Annotated in this window: 16 protein-coding genes; 6 read left to right on the top strand and 10 right to left on the bottom strand. The window is 62.4% G+C overall.

The window, feature by feature from the left end:
- Positions 1–34 precede the first annotated feature (34 nt).
- Complete coding sequence (locus IEY38_RS07785; protein WP_188976774.1) at positions 35–508, top strand: FKBP-type peptidyl-prolyl cis-trans isomerase; 474 nt, start codon at positions 35–37, stop codon at positions 506–508.
- 22 nt (positions 509–530) lie between these two features.
- On the opposite strand, the gene IEY38_RS07790 is transcribed toward IEY38_RS07785, so the two are convergent.
- Positions 531–1,115, bottom strand: coding sequence for a GNAT family N-acetyltransferase (locus IEY38_RS07790; protein WP_188976776.1), 585 nt, complete (start codon positions 1,113–1,115; stop codon positions 531–533).
- Between the two features lie 107 nt (positions 1,116–1,222).
- Between IEY38_RS07790 and IEY38_RS07795 the strand changes: the two genes are divergently transcribed.
- Positions 1,223–1,927, top strand: coding sequence for a helix-turn-helix domain-containing protein (locus IEY38_RS07795; protein ID WP_188976778.1), 705 nt, complete (start codon positions 1,223–1,225; stop codon positions 1,925–1,927).
- 23 nt (positions 1,928–1,950) lie between these two features.
- Here the strand turns inward: IEY38_RS07795 and IEY38_RS07800 are convergent, their stop codons facing one another.
- From IEY38_RS07800 to IEY38_RS07820, 5 genes are read right to left on the bottom strand one after another with little or no spacing between them, the layout of a single operon-like run.
- Entirely contained in the window at positions 1,951–2,688 is a 738-nt protein-coding gene (locus IEY38_RS07800) for a branched-chain amino acid ABC transporter ATP-binding protein (RefSeq protein ID WP_188976780.1), read from the bottom strand.
- Positions 2,681–3,436, bottom strand: a complete 756-nt coding sequence (locus IEY38_RS07805; RefSeq protein ID WP_188976782.1) for an ABC transporter ATP-binding protein — start codon at positions 3,434–3,436, stop codon at positions 2,681–2,683. Before IEY38_RS07805 ends, IEY38_RS07800 begins: the two co-directional genes overlap by 8 nt.
- Before the next feature lies 1 nt (position 3,437).
- On the bottom strand, positions 3,438–4,586 hold the full coding sequence (locus IEY38_RS07810; RefSeq protein ID WP_188976784.1) for a branched-chain amino acid ABC transporter permease: 1,149 nt from the start codon (positions 4,584–4,586) through the stop codon (positions 3,438–3,440).
- On the bottom strand, positions 4,586–5,530 hold the full coding sequence (locus IEY38_RS07815; RefSeq protein WP_188976786.1) for a branched-chain amino acid ABC transporter permease: 945 nt from the start codon (positions 5,528–5,530) through the stop codon (positions 4,586–4,588). The genes IEY38_RS07810 and IEY38_RS07815 overlap by 1 nt, the downstream gene beginning before the upstream one ends.
- A gap of 9 nt (positions 5,531–5,539) precedes the next feature.
- Positions 5,540–6,889: an ABC transporter substrate-binding protein gene (locus IEY38_RS07820; RefSeq protein ID WP_188976788.1), complete on the bottom strand. Its 1,350-nt coding sequence runs from the start codon at positions 6,887–6,889 to the stop codon at positions 5,540–5,542.
- Between the two features lie 246 nt (positions 6,890–7,135).
- Between IEY38_RS07820 and IEY38_RS07825 the strand changes: the two genes are divergently transcribed.
- Both IEY38_RS07825 and IEY38_RS07830 read left to right on the top strand, forming a co-directional pair.
- Positions 7,136–8,005, top strand: a complete 870-nt coding sequence (locus IEY38_RS07825; protein WP_188976790.1) for an SDR family oxidoreductase — start codon at positions 7,136–7,138, stop codon at positions 8,003–8,005.
- Positions 8,006–8,149: 144 nt separating this feature from the next.
- Entirely contained in the window at positions 8,150–10,171 is a 2,022-nt protein-coding gene (locus IEY38_RS07830; RefSeq protein WP_188976792.1) for an acyl-CoA synthetase, read from the top strand.
- Here the strand turns inward: IEY38_RS07830 and IEY38_RS07835 are convergent, their stop codons facing one another.
- Entirely contained in the window at positions 10,172–11,362 is a 1,191-nt protein-coding gene (locus IEY38_RS07835) for an MFS transporter (protein WP_188976794.1), read from the bottom strand.
- Positions 11,363–12,059: 697 nt separating this feature from the next.
- Positions 12,060–13,037, bottom strand: a complete 978-nt coding sequence (locus IEY38_RS07840) for a phosphoadenosine phosphosulfate reductase family protein (protein ID WP_101349902.1) — start codon at positions 13,035–13,037, stop codon at positions 12,060–12,062.
- 136 nt (positions 13,038–13,173) lie between these two features.
- On the opposite strand from IEY38_RS07840, the gene IEY38_RS07845 reads away from it, so the two are divergent.
- Positions 13,174–13,791 carry a stage II sporulation protein M gene (locus IEY38_RS07845; RefSeq protein WP_188976796.1) on the top strand — a complete coding sequence of 206 codons (618 nt, stop codon included), beginning with the start codon at positions 13,174–13,176 and terminating at the stop codon, positions 13,789–13,791.
- 80 nt (positions 13,792–13,871) lie between these two features.
- Here the strand turns inward: IEY38_RS07845 and IEY38_RS07850 are convergent, their stop codons facing one another.
- Positions 13,872–14,474 carry a DUF7110 family protein gene (locus IEY38_RS07850; protein WP_005534746.1) on the bottom strand — a complete coding sequence of 201 codons (603 nt, stop codon included), beginning with the start codon at positions 14,472–14,474 and terminating at the stop codon, positions 13,872–13,874.
- A gap of 195 nt (positions 14,475–14,669) precedes the next feature.
- Complete coding sequence (locus tag IEY38_RS07855; RefSeq protein ID WP_188976798.1) at positions 14,670–15,002, bottom strand: 2Fe-2S iron-sulfur cluster-binding protein; 333 nt, start codon at positions 15,000–15,002, stop codon at positions 14,670–14,672.
- A gap of 175 nt (positions 15,003–15,177) precedes the next feature.
- Here IEY38_RS07855 and IEY38_RS07860 point away from each other — a divergent pair, with 175 nt between their 5' ends.
- On the top strand, positions 15,178–16,596 hold the full coding sequence (locus tag IEY38_RS07860; RefSeq protein WP_188976800.1) for a geranylgeranyl reductase family protein: 1,419 nt from the start codon (positions 15,178–15,180) through the stop codon (positions 16,594–16,596).
- Positions 16,597–16,598: the final 2 nt, after the last annotated feature.

Here is a 16,598-nt window from a genome sequence, read left to right on the forward strand (position 1 = left end):
GTGGGTTTATATCGTCGGTCTCTACCGAGGACGTATGCCAATCGAACCGGGAGACGGCGTCACCATCGAGTACGTCGGCCGCTTCGAAGACGGGAGCGTCTTCGATACGTCACGTCCCGAAGTCGCCAGGGAGCACGGACTCATGGAGGCACAGGGTGTCGAGGCGAGCGAGTACGCACCGCTTTCCTTCACCGTCGGTGCAGGGGAGATCATCGAAGGGATCGACGAGGCGCTCGTCGGCATGGCCGCGGGTGAGGAGGCCACCGTCACGGTGCCCCCAGAGAAAGCATACGGCGAGTTCCAGTCCGACCGCATCCGCGAGTACGACCCCGAGACGTTCGAGGGCATGGTGGGAAAAGAGCCGGAAGTCGGAATCCACGTCGAGGCCGAAAACGGGCTTCACGGGGATGTGACTGCCGTCCGAGACGATGCTGTTGAGGTGGATTTCAACCACGAGCTGGCCGGTAAGACACTCGTGTTCGACATCGAAGTCGTCGACATCCGGTAGTGAATCCGCCGTCGACAGCTGGTCAGTCGCCCGTGTCGTACTTGTAGGTCGCTTCATCGGGATCGATACCGAAGTCCTCGGGACCCTCCTCGGGCTCTGGCTCCTCGGGTTCCCCGGCACTGGCCTGCTTGAACCGCCTGCGGAGGTGGCCGGGCACTTCGAAGCGGTCGGCGGTAACCCGGAGCGGCACCGCATCCGGCTGGATGTTCTCCTGCTTAGTCGCGAGTCGGTCCCGGAGTGGGTCAGGCAACTGGGCCGGCTCGATGCGTTCGAAACCGAACTGCGCGAGGTACTCCGAGGCGTTCGTCAGCGAGTAGACGGTGTCGAACCCCTCGTCGCCCGCGTACTCGACCAGACGCTCGATGACGTGGGCACCGACGCCCTGATTGCGCCATTCGGGCAGGACGCCGATGCTGGTCAGTTCACAGACTGGCTCGTCGCCGCCCTTGTGGATACGGATGCGGCCGAAACCCGCTTTTTTGTGACTCTCCTCGTCGATAGCGACGACGTAGTCCCGGGATCTGAAAGCCGTCTCGTCCAGCCCCATCTCTTCGATACGGTCGAGCAACCAGACTTCCTCGCGGTTTTTCGCATCCCGGACGTACATGCTCTAAACTTGACTGCCGCAGTCAAAAGGGTTTGCGGCGTGATTGAGACAGGAGACGACCTGGTTGAGAGGCAACCACTAAGACAGTCCAACATGATTGATTACCCATGATCTCGCTCGAGATGGACATGGTCCAGTACGACTGTCCGTACATCGATACGACACGGGACTACGAGGTGTCGTTCCTGGCCAAGCAGTGGGATTTCCACCCTGTCGAGCGGGAGCTTGAGACGCGGATCATGGTCAACGGCGCGGACCGTGAGGAACTAGATCGCGGGCTGAACGCACTGGAGACCCACGATCACATGGAGTCCTACCAGCTCCTTCGTCGGAAGGATGATCTGGCGCTCATCCGCTCACGGATCGACGAGACGAACGCGATGAGCGTCATCCGCGACCACAGTGGCTACATCACCGGCCCGTTCCGCATCCGGGACGGGTCCGAGATCTGGCACGTCGGCTTCGACACCGAGCGCGTCGCGGAAGGGACCTTGTCGGAACTCGAACGGGACAACGACTACACGATCCGATCCCGCGAGTCGGTCGACCTGGAGGACTACTACGACCTGCTTCAGAACATCGACTCTGCAAAACGGCTGGTCGACGGCTGTCGGGAACTGTCGGAAGTCGAGCGAAACACACTGGAGAAAGCCGTCGAAGGCGGCTACTTCGACACGCCCCGGGACGCGACGCTTTCCTCCCTCGCCGAGGAGTTCGACGTGTCGAAGATGGCTATCTCGAAGAACTTCCGGCGCAGTCAACGGAAGATACTCGACCGCGTCACGACGGCGATGAATGACGTGACCGAGTGAGAAGGGCAGGACTGTGATTTCCGCTACTCCGTGCCGCTGCCCTGCATCAACTTCTGGATTTCCTCGTCGGCTGCCAGTTCCTCGGGGTCGCCGCTAGCGATGATATCCCCACGCTCGATGACATAGAGGCGGTCCACGACCTCGGGGACGTGCGTGACGTTGGACTCCGCGATGAGTACCGCGATATCCTGGTCGTTGATGGCCCGGATGTAGCGCTTGAGGTTCTCGACGACGACCGGAGCCAGTCCCTCCAGCGGTTCGTCGAGGATGAGCAAATCGGGCTGGAGCGCCAGCGCCCGGCCGATGGCGACCATCTTGGCCTGGCCGCCGCTGAGGTTCTGAACCTTCGCGTCCCGGCGGTCGTCGAGTTCGGTGAGCACGTCGTAGACGCTCTCGATGACCGCGTCCTCGTCATCGATACCGCGGGCCTTCCCGCTGGTCCAGATCGGGAGCCGGAAGTTCTCGTCGACAGTCATCCCGGTGAACAGCTTCCGGTCCTCGGGCTGGTAGCCGATGCCTCGCTTGGGAATCAGCTCCGAGCGGATGCTGGTCAGCTCCTCACCACGGAACCTGACTGAGCCGCTCCGGACCGGTGTCAGGCCCATGATGCCCCGGAAGGTACTCGTCTTGCCTGCCCCGTTGCGGCCGACCAGTCCGACCGCCTCGCCTGCGTTCACGTCGAGGTCGATGTCCTCGGTCACCTGGAACCCCTCGACGGCGGCGTTGAGGCCGCGAACGGACAGCAGCGGTTCGCTACTCATCGTCGCCCACCCCCAGCAGGAGCCGCCGGAGTTCGTCGTCGGTTTCGAGCATCGTCGGCGGGCCGACCCCGTGGACAGTTCCCTGATGCAGTGCGACGACGCGGTCGGCGTACTCCGTGACGATGTCCATATCGTGTTCGATAGTCACAGTCGTGACGCCCTCGGCCCGGCCGACCTCGACAATCGTCTCGATGACGTACTCCTTTTCGCGGGTCGACACGCCCGAGGTCGGTTCGTCAAGCAGGAGGTAGTCCGGGTCGAGGCCGAACGACATCGCCACGTCGAGCAGTTTCCGGTCGCCGTGGGGGAGCTCCTCGGCGACGGTGTCAGCCGCGTCTTCGAGCCTGAACTTCTCGACCAGTTCCTCTACCTGTGACTCGACCTCTTCGTGGCCGTCAGCCATGGAGAACAGGCTCCAGGTCTTGCCCTGTTCGGTCAACACGACCGTCCGGAGGTTCTCACGGACGGTCATCTCCTCGAACACCTTGACGACCTGGAAGCTCCGGGCGATGCCGGCATCGACGCGCCCGTTTGCCGACATGCCGGTGATGTCGTCGCCGTCGAGGACGATGGACCCCTCGTCCGGCGAGAGAAAACCGGTAAGGAGGTTGATGAACGTCGTCTTCCCAGCCCCGTTCGGGCCGACGATGAAGACGAGTTCGCCCTCCTCCTTACCGAACTCGAGCGTGATGTCGTCAGTTGCGACCAGTTCACCGAAGGACTTCCGCAGATTGCGTGCTTCGAGCATATCAGTCGACTCCGAAGAGGATTATCCGCAGGCTGGTCAGCGCCGCTGTCACCTTCCGTTCTATCGACTGCGCGGCGGTCCGACCCCACGTCGACAGGACGGACGGTTCCCGGCGCAGCTCGCTGAGCCGCGCGTTGACGATGCCGCCAGACCGGAGCGACCCGACGATCCCCCGCGGGAACCCGTACACCAGTATCAGCAGCACAACGCCGGTCAGGAACTCGTAGTACTGGGTGATGTCCTGGCCCACGTCCTGCAGGAAGACGAGGACGACACCGCCGATGAGCGGGCCGACAAGCGTCCGGAACCCACCCAGAATCGCCATGAACAGGATGTCGCCCGACCGGAGGAAAAACAGCGTCCCCTCCGGGCGGACGTACTGGCGGACAACAGCGTACAGCCCGCCCGCGACGCCGCCGTAGATGCCGGAGATGACGAACGCGGCCCAGACGTACCGCCGGACCGGCAGACCGATGAACCGCGCTCGGGTCCGTTCCTGCCCGATGGCGTCCAGGGCGTTGCGGAACGGTGACTGCGTGATGCGGTACATCACGAACAGCCCGATGAGGATGACGACCACCGTCAGGTAGTACGTCAGGACCTGGTACACGTCCGGGCTGAACGCGGTCCCGAACAGGAGCGGCTGGTTCGCCGGCCCCGGCCGGATCGGGAGCCCGTCGCTCCCGCCGAGGGCACTCTGGCCCAGCGCGATGGCGTACAGCAGCTGGCCGAAGGCCAGCGTCAGGAGGGCGAAGTACAGCCCGGTGTGTCGCAGCGACAACACCCCGATGATGGCCGCCATCACCGTCGCGGCGGCGATGGCTCCGAGCAACAGCAGCCCGACGCTCTGGACACCGGCGTAGCGCGCGAGGACCGCGGTCGCGTACGCGCCGGTGCCGAAGAAGGCCGCGTGGCCGAACGAGGTGAGCTTCGTGTGCCGAAGCAGGAGGTTCAGCCCGACCGCCACGAAGCCGAACAGCAGGCCCTGGTGGATGACGCTTAGCTGGAGGCTGTCCGAGAGGCTCGCAATATCGGGGATGACGAACAGGAACACGACCCCCAAGACGAGGAAGGCTGCTTCTCGTCGCGTTACTTCGACTCCGAGGAAGCGATACGCCGGCGTCCCGTCGCGGTCGACGCGCTCCGGCATCACGCCGTCTCACCCCACGTCCCGAACAGGCCCTCTGGCTTGACCAGCAGAATGAGCGCCATGATGGCGAACGGGGCCGCGATCTCGCCTGGCGGGTACAGCGTAATCATCCAGCTCCGGATGACACCGACGAGGAGTGCGCCGACAAACGCCCCGCGGAGGCTGCCGAGGCCGCCGATGACGATAACGACGAAGGAAAGCACCAGCGGATTGGTGCCCATCTCCAAGGTCGCCGACGTCGGCGGCACCGCCATTGCACCGGCGAAGCCGGCGAGGAACGCACCCAGCGCGAACACGAGCGTGAACACGCGGTCGGTGCTGACGCCGATGGCGGTCGCCATCTCGCGATCGATGGCCGTCGCACGGATGATGCGGCCGGTCTTCGTCCGTTCGAAGAACCAGAACAGCCCCGCGACGACGGCCGAGCCGACGAGGATGACAAACACGTTGTAGGTTGGGTAGTTCAGCCCGACGAGTTCGCTCGTCGGAATCGCGTTGATTGCGCTGTAGACGGCATCTGTCCGGATCGAGCTGTCCCCCCAGATGAACTTCTTCACGTCGAGGAGTATGAGCAAGAGGGTGAAGGTCAGTACCAGCTGGTACACCTGATCGCGGTCGTAAATCTGGCGCAGGAACACCGCTTCAAAGAGGGTCCCCACAGGGAGGAGGATGGCTGCTGTCACCAGAACGGCCGCGAGAACTGCGAGTATGAACACGGCGGTACCGACGACGCCGTCACCCGGCGGGCCGATGATGCCGATGATAAACCCGAACACGCCGATGGCGGTGTACGCGCCCAGTGAGAACAGTTCCCCGTGGGCGAGGTTCAGAACGTCCAGAATGCCCAGGATGACGGTCAGTCCCGAGGCGATCATGAACAGGATGAACCCGAACTGGATGCCGTTGAGCGTCTGGACGAGCGCGGCTGTGGGTGTTACGGCCATGGCTCGGTATCAGGCGCTCCAGCTATCCAGCCAGTCGCTGCCGGTGACGCCCGGCGGCGGCGCGGTCTCGGTCGCCGCGTAGGTGTTCACGTCCTCGAGCCTGGCCGCGCCGAGGTCGTCGTCATACACCATTTTCCCGGCGAAGGAGTTGGACGCTCCCTGGTGGTCTTCGGCGATGTTGTGGTAGCCGGCCGGCGTGAAGAAGCCGTGTCCTTCCAGGACCTGCGCGATCTGCTCCTGGCTGGGGTAGGTGCCCAGCAGGTCGATGGCCTTCTCGACGGCCGTCGCCCAGGCAGTGACGGCTCCATACCCGCTCATATAGTGCGCCGTCGGAACTGTCACGCCCTCCTGCTGTGTTGCGGCGTCGAACAGTTCGCGGCCGGGCTGCCAGTTGCCGAGCGCCGGCAGGCCCCAGTAGTAGTTCCGCGACCCGGAGTAGATGTCTGTCCCGGCCAGTGCATCGCCCGGCACATCGCCGGCTGCGCTGTACAGCGTCGTGCCGAACACCGTCGTGTTCTCGAACATGTTGTTGGCGTTGGCCTGCCTGACGAACGTCGTCACATCGCCGCCCCACAGGCTGGAGAATGTCACGTCCGGTTCCTCGTTGTTGATCGACGTGATGTGGTTCGCCATGTCGCTAGCCCCGAGTTCCGGGAACCCCTCGTAGACAACTTCGGCGCCAGTGAGTTTCTGAATGGCCTGTGTGAACACTCGCATCTCGTCCTCGCCGAAGGAGTAGCCAGGGTTGACCCCGGCAACGGTCGAGATGTTGTCCGCACCGATGCGCTCGACGGCCTCCCGGGCCATCGTCACCACTTCCATGATGTCGTAGTTCTGGAAGCGGAAGGAGTAGGTCGGATCGGGGACCGTCTCCTCGTAGAGCGTCGTCACCGTCCCGTCGGTACTGACGTTGATGACCTCGTTTTTCTCGACTTCAGGAGCGATCTGGCTGTGTGTGCCACTAGAGATGGGGCCGAAGGTGACCTCTTTCCCCTCTTCGATGAACTGGTTGTAACTGTCGAGCGGGTTCGACCCCTCGTTGACCACGTCCAGTTCGATCTCGCGTTGCCCGCCGATACCGCCCGCCTCGTTGATGCGCTGGACGGCGAGTTCGGCTCCACGCTGGGCCTGAATCCCGAGGACGCCCGGTGCGCCGCGGGTGAAGGTCAACAGCCCGGCCTGTATCGGTTCGTCGGAAATTTCGCCACCGGACTGCCCACCCTGGTCCGCCGCCTCGCCGTCGCTCAGTAGCGTCGAGCAGCCAGCGAGCGCTGCGGCGACGGCTGAGCCGCCGACGGCGGAGAGCAGTTGTCGCCTGCCGATACCTTCGCTGTCATGGTCCGTCGTCGTTCGTTTCATAGGTGTGTCCCAATACATCCCGGACGAATCCGGGGAAGCTGGTCACGTGGTGTGTGCCACGCTCACAGGGATGACTGAGTCTTCCGACGTAACCCCCGAATAACGGGAGGTTTACACGTAAACCACGTCGCCGGTGAGATGACGGAACAGCGTTCTCGGGGCGGACTGCGACAGCACGGCAGCAGCCAGTCGGGTATACATGTCAACCCGCCCCTATTCGGAGATGTCTGGAGAACGTGTGACTGAATGGCATCCAGCACCTCTCACGAACGGCTCGAAGTCGAGCCGATCGACGAGTCCTCGATCCTGTTCGTCGACGATGACCACTACACGAGCGACACCGTCTGTCTGGTGACCGGCGGCGGGTCGGGTATCGGCCGAGCGACGACGCTGGCGATGGCCGCCAACGGGGTGACCGCCGTCGCAACGGATATCGACGCGGATGGCCTCGCGGAAGTCGCGGACACAGCGGCGGACCTCAACCTCGATGGAACCGTCGAGACGGTGACCGGCGATCTCGCGAACGACGCGGATATCGAGTCCATCGTCGAGACCGCCGCCTCTCATGGCACCGTGCGCTACCTCGCCAACATCGCCGGTCTCCAGCACATCGACGCCATCGAGGACTTCCCGATGGCGAAGTACGACCAGATGCACGACGTGATGTTGCGTGCCCCGCTCGCACTTTCCAAGCGCGTCATCCCGCACATCCGCGGCACCGACGACGGCGTGGGTGCCATCGGGAACATGGCGTCGGTCCACGGCCACTACGTCACCTCGGACAAGGTGGCTTACAACGTCTCGAAGTTCGGCCTCCGGGGGCTGACACAGTCTATCGCCGCCGAGGGTGGTGACGGGCTCCGCGGGTTCTCTATCAGTACCGGCTACGTGAAGACGCCGCTGGTCGTCGACCAGATTCCCGACACCGCCGAGCAACGGGGCATCAGCGTCGACGAGGTCATCGACGACGTGATGCTGGGACAGGCCCGAGTCAAGGAGATGATGGACCCCATCGACGTGGCGAACCTCTTCGTATTCGGCTTCTCGACCCACGCCGACCACCTCAACGGCGGGGACCTGCTGTTCGACGGCGGCATGACAAAAACGTACGAGTGAGACAGTGACGTGAGGCGATGAACTGCCGATGCGCCACACACAGACGGTGCGGAATCGGGCTACCCGACCGGCACACGCGTATCGCGTGCCGGACGGCGGTACCAGTTTATACCAGACGACCAAACACTACGGAATACTGACGCAATGAGCGAACAAAACCACGTAGACTCCATCGTCCACGAACCGAGCCATTCGTTCGTCGAATCGACGAACGTCTGGGAGTTCATGCAGGAATACGACATCGACAACTACGACGAACTCATCGAGCGAACGACCACAGATCTGCCCGAGGAATCCGACTCGGGCGTCGAGTGGTTCTGGGACCTGCTCCCGGAGTACCTCGACATCGAGTTCTTTGAAGACTACGATCAAGTCCGGGACAACAGTGAGGGCCCACAGTTCACCGACTGGTACACCGGCGGGAGTATCAACGCCGCCCACAACGTCTTGGACCGCCACGCAGCGCGGGACAGCCCGACTCGAAACACGGTCGCACTCATCTGGGAGGGCGAACCCGGCGACGTGCGAGAAGTCACGTACCACGAACTGAATCGGCAGGCCAGCAAGGTAGCGAACTATCTGGAGTCCGTCGGCGTCGGCACCGGCGACACCGTCGGTCTGTACATGCCGATGGTGCCCGAAGTCGCGTCGATACTGTACGGCTGTCTCAAGGTCGGCGCGGTCGCCGTGCCCATCTTCTCCGGGTTCGGCGTCGACGCGACGGCGACCCGTATCGCGGACGCCGAGTGTTCTGTCCTCTTCACCGGCGACGGCTTCTACCGCCGGGGCTCTGAGGTCCACCTCAAGGAGAGCGCCGACGAGGCCATCAAGCAGGCCGGCGAGGAACTCGGGACGACACCGGTCGAACACACAGTCGTCTACGACCGCCTCGGCGTCGCGGACGACCCCGACGAAACCATCCGCTGGACACGTCGCGACGAGTGGTGGGACGAAGCAATAGAGACTGCTGATGACGAGTATGCGGCGAAGGAACTCCCGTGCAATCAGGAGTCGATGCTGCTGTACTCCTCTGGAACGACCGGGAAGCCGAAAGGCATCGTCCACACGCACGCCGGCGCGCTCATGCAGGCGGCCAAGGAGATCTACTTCGGCTTCGACCACAAGCCGAGCGACCGCTTCTTCTGGGTGAGCGACATCGGCTGGATGATGGGCCCCTGGACGCTGCTGGGCAACCACGCTTTCGGCGGGACGGTCTTCATGTACGAGGGCGCGCCGGACCACCCCGAGCCGGACCGCTTCTGGAAGATGATCGACCGCCACGACATCACCACCTTCGGCGTCTCGCCGACCGCGGTTCGGGCGCTCCGCAAGAAAGGCGACGAGTGGCTGAAAGGTCACGACCTTTCCAGCCTGCGGCTGCTGGGCTCGACCGGTGAACCCTGGGACCCCGAGAGCTGGCAGTGGTTCTACGAGCACGTGGGCAACGAGGACTGTCCCATCATCAACATCTCGGGCGGGACCGAAATAATGGGCTGTTTCCTCATGCCGATGCCAATCCAGTCGCTCAAACCCTGCACGCTGGGCGGTCCAGGGCTGGGGATGGACATCGATATCGTCGATTCCGATGGCGAGTCCATCGCCGACACGCACGAGCGCGGCTATCTGGTCGCTCGGGACTCTTGTCCGTCGATGACCCGGTCGCTCTGGTCGGGCGACGAACGCTACCTGCACGAGTACTGGTCGACCTGGGACGACGTCTGGGACCACGGCGACTGGGCCCAGAAAGACGAGGACGGCCTCTGGTTCCTCCACGGCCGGGCTGACGACGTGCTCAACGTCGCCGGGCGGAAGGTCGGACCGGCGGAGGTCGAAGGGGCGGCGATGGAACACGACGCGGTCAATCAGGCCGCCGCCGTCGGTGCGCCGGACGACACCACCGGCACTGCCGTCGTTCTCTACACCGTGCTGGAACCCGGCTACGAATCCGACGACGACCTCCGGGACGATATCCGCGCCGCTGTCGGCGAGGAACTCGGCAAGCCGTTCCGGCCCCGCGAGGTGCTGTTCGTCAACGAGTTCCCCAAGACTCAGAGCGGGAAAATCATCCGCCGGGCCATCGCTGGCGTCTACCACGGCGAGGACCTGGGCGACATGTCCAGCATCGAGAACCCCGCGGCGCTGGACGAGATCCGCGAAGCGTCGTAATCAGCTCCCAACGGCATCCTTGGCGGGCTTCTCAAGTCGTAACAGTCCGGGTAGCGCCAGCACCGCTAGGACGACTTCCGTCCCGCCGGCGACGAGGAACGCAACGGGATAGCCGAAGACTCCAGCGACAGTCCCGCCGATGAGGATGCCGGCGAGGAAGCCGACACTACCGAAGATGTTGAACCCGGCCATCGCAGTGCCGCGCTCCGTCTCGCCGGCGAGGTCCGAGACGAGCGCCATCGTCGCCGGGGCCATCAGTGCTCCGATAACGCCAGTCAGAACCATTCCTGCCCCGGCGATGGCCACCGTCGGAGCCTGCCCGACGCCCATGACCGTGAGGCCGTACAGCACCGATCCGAGGACGATAGGAATAGTACGGCCAATACGGTCAGAAAGCACGCCAAAAGGATACTGCAGCAGGGCGAACGGGGCGAAAAACAGCGCCAGCATGACGCCGGTCTCCCCGGGGGATAGTTCGAACGTCTCCCTGAAATACAGGGTTCCGACGAGTGCGAAAAACCCCGCAGTGAGTCGGTCGATGAACCCGAAGGCGTACGGCACGCCGAGCGTCGGCCGCTGTTTGAGCCCGGACACGGTCGCAGCCAGACCCGATCGCCCGTCCGACGGTGCGCGGTCGGTCACGAATAGGGCGGCCACCGCGACGACAAGCGACAGCGTGCTCGCCACGTACAGCGGGAGCGTGGTCTGGATTTCATACAGTTGGCCGCCGAGTGGCGCACCAAGCGCTGTCCCACTTCCGATAGCGATTCCTGCCGCTCCCATGTTCTTGCCGTGGCCGCCGCCGAGATCCATCAGCATCGTCATCGCCAGGGAGAACGCGGCAATCGTTGCCCCGCCCTGAAGGACTCGCAAGACCAACACGCCGACAAACGGGAGCGAGACAGCCCCGGGGAGCCACGCGATGAGGGCATACAGTACTGCGCCTACGCCCGCTCCGCCGGCGATGTACGGTGTGCGCCGTCCGGTCGCGTCGCTGAATACGCCCCACACACCAGCGAAAACGACAAACGCCCCAAATTCGGCCGCAAGGAACCACATACTCGCGTTCAGGTCCGTCGTCGCACCAAGCGACCGAACGAGTCTGTCGACGCCCGGATACAGCAAGACTTGCGCCAGTAACACGGCGAAGATAACGCCCGCGAGAACGCCCCGGTCTGTACGGTCCGTCACAGACAACCATACAGCGAGCCGAGAAAAATAGATGTCGGACCAAAATACGGCACACTACTCGTCGACCACTACAACTACCGACGACAGAACAGCGCGTCCGCTAACCCGGTCAATCCGCGTTACTCAGCGCCGTGGGGCGGAACGAACCCGCAGTTCGAACAGCCGTTGTGCTTCGTCGTCTGGTAGCTCAATTCCGCCCCGCAGTTCGGACAGTTGTACTGATCTGAACTCATTCACGCACTGGTAGTGTTCGACAGTACCTAAACCTTTTCTCGACAATTGTCCATAGCACTTCTTCCGCCGTTTTATGGGATGTAGCGAGGCTTAGACTGCAATCCACCAGCTTGTGGGACGGATAATTACATCATTCAGAAAAGATGAACAAGGGCCTAAAACGAGCGTTGGCCGACGCTTGTAGTTGTTGCCACGCATATACCGGCAGCCGTGTCCGCTCTATGCGCTCGACCACACCGGATCCGGGATTGCTGCCGGCGCAGCCTACATCGACTTCTGTCGAAGTGTTGGAGTGGCAATACACGGGCCGTTAGCAGGTTCTGAGTTCTGGGGTCCGCTACTGGAGACCGCCCGTTTCGGTCGACAGGCGGATTCGGCTGTGTACTTACGTCTGGTGTGGCGAACATCGCTACTGAGACAGCAAGAGAAACAGCGATACGGAACCGGTGTCGTTCCGTGGCCGTTACATGTAGCCGAGGTCGCGCAGGCGCTCCATCAGGTCTTCCTTGTCCTGGGCGCGGCCGGCGCGCTCGGTCGTGTTCGCCATGTCCTGCAGCCAGGCGGGCTCTTCGGCGGACTTGTCGGTGCTGACCTCGCTCCCGAGCGAACGGAACCCGGCGAAGTACTTCGGCGAGACCGGCACGTCTTCCTTCTCGATGCCCTCGGGGAGGTCGTCCTGACCCTGTGGGACGTAACCGTCGTCCGGGTAGCCCTCGACCGTGTCCGGGACGACGAAGTTCCAGAAGGCCTCCCACACGTCGGCTTCCGCGAACTGGAGGATCGACTGGATGCGGTCGTGCGGCGGGTAGATGTCCGGGTCGTGACGCGGCGAGAAGAACGTCTCGTCGGCGCGGGACTCCTGCTCGTCCCAGCGGATGCCCGACAGGATACCGTCCACATCGTGTTCCTCGATAGTGTCGTTGAGCGCCACCGTTTTGAGGAGGTGGTTACCGACGTAAGTGTCAAGCAGGAACGGGAACGTGTCCTCCTCGTATTCGAGGATGTTCCGGATGTGGTGCTGGTTGTGTTCGGAGAGTTCGTCGACGGGGATGTCGTCACCTGGTTCGAGACCGTTCTCGTCGACGTAGTTGCCCACGTCTTCGTTGCGGGCCCAGATGACATCGAGGTCCCACTCGTCGGCCCAGTGTTCGACGAAGTCGATGAGCTCATCGAAGTGCTGGTAGTGGTCGATGAAGACAACCGGCGGAACTTCGAGGTCGAAGCGCTCGGCGACTTCCTTGACGAAGTACAGCGTCAGCGTCGAGTCCTTGCCGCCAGTCCACATCACGACAGGGTTCTTGTACTCTTCGAGGCCGGTCTTCGTGACCTCGATAGCCTTCTCGATCTTGTGGTTGACGGTCGGGTACTCTTCGGGGTCTTCGCCTTCCCCGTCAGTGTAATCAACGTCCAGATAGTCCGGGAACTCTGCTGATTCGGACATAGTGTAATGAGATATAATTACGAGTGCCAAGTACTTTTTGGATGTCCGACAGGTGTGTGAGGCGGTGGCAAATAAAATGACGGCCGCGTCCGTTCCGGTCACTCGGGTTTTTTGCTGCCGGCGCAGAAGGTGTGGTATGGACGACCGCCCAACCCTCCCAGCCCGTCTCTTTCACCGCTGGCTGTTGCGCTATGTCCCTGTAGCCGCGCTGATCCTGATCGTCAGTGGACTGCTCGGGTACGGGCTCGGCAGTCAGGTCCCCGCAGAGTGGCTTCAGAACCCCGGAACGACCGGCGAGAATCCATTTATGCCGGCTGAGCTAACGACAGTCTCACTGACCATTAACAACCTCGGTGCGTTGCTCGTGATGTCGCTCGGTGCGATTTCGCTCGGTTCGATGACGGTTCTGTCGCTCGTCTTGAACGGACTGCTTATCGGTGTTGTCGTCGGTATCGCACTCAAGCAGGTCTCGCCCGTCGTCGTCGCCGCGCTCATCGTCCCACACGGGCTTATCGAGATACCCGCACTGCTCATCGTCGCCGCCGTTGGACTGCGGTTCGGATGGCGCACGATACAGTATATCCGCGGCCGTACGAAGGAACTGGTCACTGGACAGGAGATCCGAGAAGCGGGATGGTTACTTGCGACGGCCGCCGTACTAATCGTGATTGCTGCCTACATCGAAGCGAACCTCACCATCGAAATCGCGTCACGATTTACCGACGCTGATCTCTCAGGCCTCACGCCGGCGTAGCGGTCTAAGCCGTTTGCTATTCGCTATTGAGCTACGGCTCGACAAAACTGAATCCGTGACTGGACGCTATGCGAGCCGCGTTACGAGATGAACTCGTTGTCGCGCCAGTTGACGCCCTCTTCTTCCTCGCCGTCGCGGGGTTCCTCTGCAACGTTGATCGCAGCGGGCCGCTCTTCCCCATCGACGATGCGGACAGCTTTGAGTTCCTCGTCGACCGCCGCAATTGCTGTCAACGTGCCCTTTTCTGCGACTTTCGCGACCTCACACAAGACCTCGAACATCGCGTACTGGAGCGCGGTGTTCTGGAGCACGGTCTCACGGTCACCCTTGAAACAGGCGTATTCGACGAGTTCGGACTCGATCTCTTCTTCTTCCTCTTCGAGTGCGCCCCACTGGGGGCCACCGCCGGAGCTTCCGGTACTCGCAGCCCCGGGTGGACCCATCTCGTCGGGGTCCTCCTCGTACACCCGGTTCTCGGTGACGCTGGCCTTGAGTTGGGCCGTTGGGGTGTACTTGCTCATGGAGTCGTCCTTGGCGACGGCGCTGACGATTAGCGTATTATTTCGACGAGTAATGTCGATGTCAGCGATTTCAGGTGGAAGGTCCGGATCCTCGAAGAAATCGTAGGCGTCTTCCAGTGGCAGTTCAAGTGTCGAGTGAAGTCTGTATACGCGGCTGGTCATGGTTGGGGAAGCGTGTCTCAGTCGTCGAAGGCCGTCCGCTGACGCTGTAGTCACTATTCCTTAGGGGCCACTTGCTTATATGACCTGTCCTTCATTCGCAGTTTCACCGCTCTATATCAGGGAATTCTTCAGACGTATGTTAAAGGTATTTAGAGATATTCTAGTAGGCCATATGTTAGCGGTATTCAGTGCCTACTAGTCGTCTGCAGGCGTGGGGTCGCCGTCCTCTAGGTCGACATCCGCTTCAATACTGGGCGGGTACTTCCCGCGGTCGAGTTTCAGGTCCGACTGCGGGCGCGCCATGCAGGTCAGTGCGTAGTTCTCCCGTTCCCGGTCGGTCAATCCACGAGCGGCGGGTTGGGTGACCGACCCCTCGACGATTTTCGCCGAACAGGCCAGACACATCCCCACGCGACAGGAATACTCCTGAGCGATACCCTCCTCGATACACCGGGAGAGAATCGTCTCCTTCTCTGAGACGGTAATCTCCTCACCCGTCCCCACAAATGTCACCGTATGCTCGGTCATGCTCGGCCATTTGATACCCCCCAGCAAAACTCTTTATCACCGCTGTCCCGGAGTGAAACGGACTGTTATCCGTCGATGCCGCATCAAACACCCGTCCGTCGCGAGAAATTGTTCCAGCAGTCCGTCTGAAACCCGTAGCGGAATAATTTTCTCTCTCCGGGCAGGACGAGAGTGCATGACCACATACCAGGACGGCAACGCCGGCGGAGAGTCGGCGACGGCACGGACCGTTTCCGTGGACGTTGTCGTCGTCGGGGCCGGAACATCCGGCTGTTACGCCGCCGCGACTATCGCGGATGCAGGCTACGACGTCGTCGTCGTAGAGCGAAAGGACGAGACGGAAGCCGGCCACATCGCCTGTGGGGACGCACTGAAGGGAGCCAGCGACTTCCCCGACGCGATTCCGAAGTCCCAGCTCGAACCGGCCTTTACCAACACGGATGTCGACCACGGCCGCTTCGAGATACCGCAGGAGGACACTGTCCTCGAAATCCCCGTTCCGGGCGAACTCGCTGTCATCGATCGCTGGGAGTACGGTCGCTGTCTCATCGAGGGTGCATCCGATAGCGGCGTGGAGTTCCACTACGATACGGTCGTTCAGGACGTGCGACAGGACGACAGTGGCCGTGTGACCGGGGTGAAAGCCATGCGGAAGGGCGACCCTGTCACGTACGAGGGTGACATGGTCATCGACGGGGCCGGCGCGCTGTCGATCCTGCAGGACAAAACCGACCTCGAAGACGCGACCTTCGATACGAACGTCCAGTACTCGCAGTTCTGCTCGGCATACCGGGAGATTATCGAGGTAGATGAGCCGGTCGAATGGGATGACGCGCTCGTGTTCAAGCCGACCGAGCGCTCTGCTGGCTACCTCTGGTACTTCCCGCGCACGGACACGGAAATCAACGCCGGTCTCGGCTTCCAGATGAACGAGGAGCCGATGGAACTAGTCGACGACCTCAAGCGCGATCTTCAGGGCCGAAGCGAGTTCGAGGGCGCGGAGGTACAGGACAAACTCGGCGCTGCGCTGCCGACGCGTCGGCCGTACGACTCGGCCGTCGCGCCCGGGTTCATGGCCGTCGGCGACGCTGCTGGACACGTCAATCCGACGACCGGCGGTGGGATCGCCGGTGCAGCCTATGCTGGAACCTACGCCGCTGAGCAGGCTATCGAGGCTATCGAGTCCGGCCGAACGGACGACGAAGCCGCGCTCTGGGAGTACAACGAGCGCGTGATGGACCACTTCGGGGCCCGGTACGCTGCGCTTGACGTGTACAATATCTTCACCACTGCCTACGATGTCGACGATCTGATGGCGTTGCTGGCCGCACTGCCCGGCGAGAAGCTCGCCGAAGCGCTGTACGGCGGCTCGACCAGCATCGGGCTCGGACTCAAACTCAAGATGGCCGTCAAGAGCATCGGCCACCTCGGGACGATCCGGGACCTTTACCAGACGAAGAAGGCCGCCGACCGGCTGCTGGACCATTACGAATCCTACCCCAGCGACCGTTCCGGCTTCGAGTCTTGGCAACGCGAGCGTGACTCGATTATGGACGATATCTACGAAGTCACTGGCGCAGAGCCCAAGTACTGATC

Source organism: Haloarcula sebkhae, assembly GCF_014647415.1.
Taxonomy (GTDB): domain Archaea; phylum Halobacteriota; class Halobacteria; order Halobacteriales; family Haloarculaceae; genus Haloarcula; species Haloarcula sebkhae.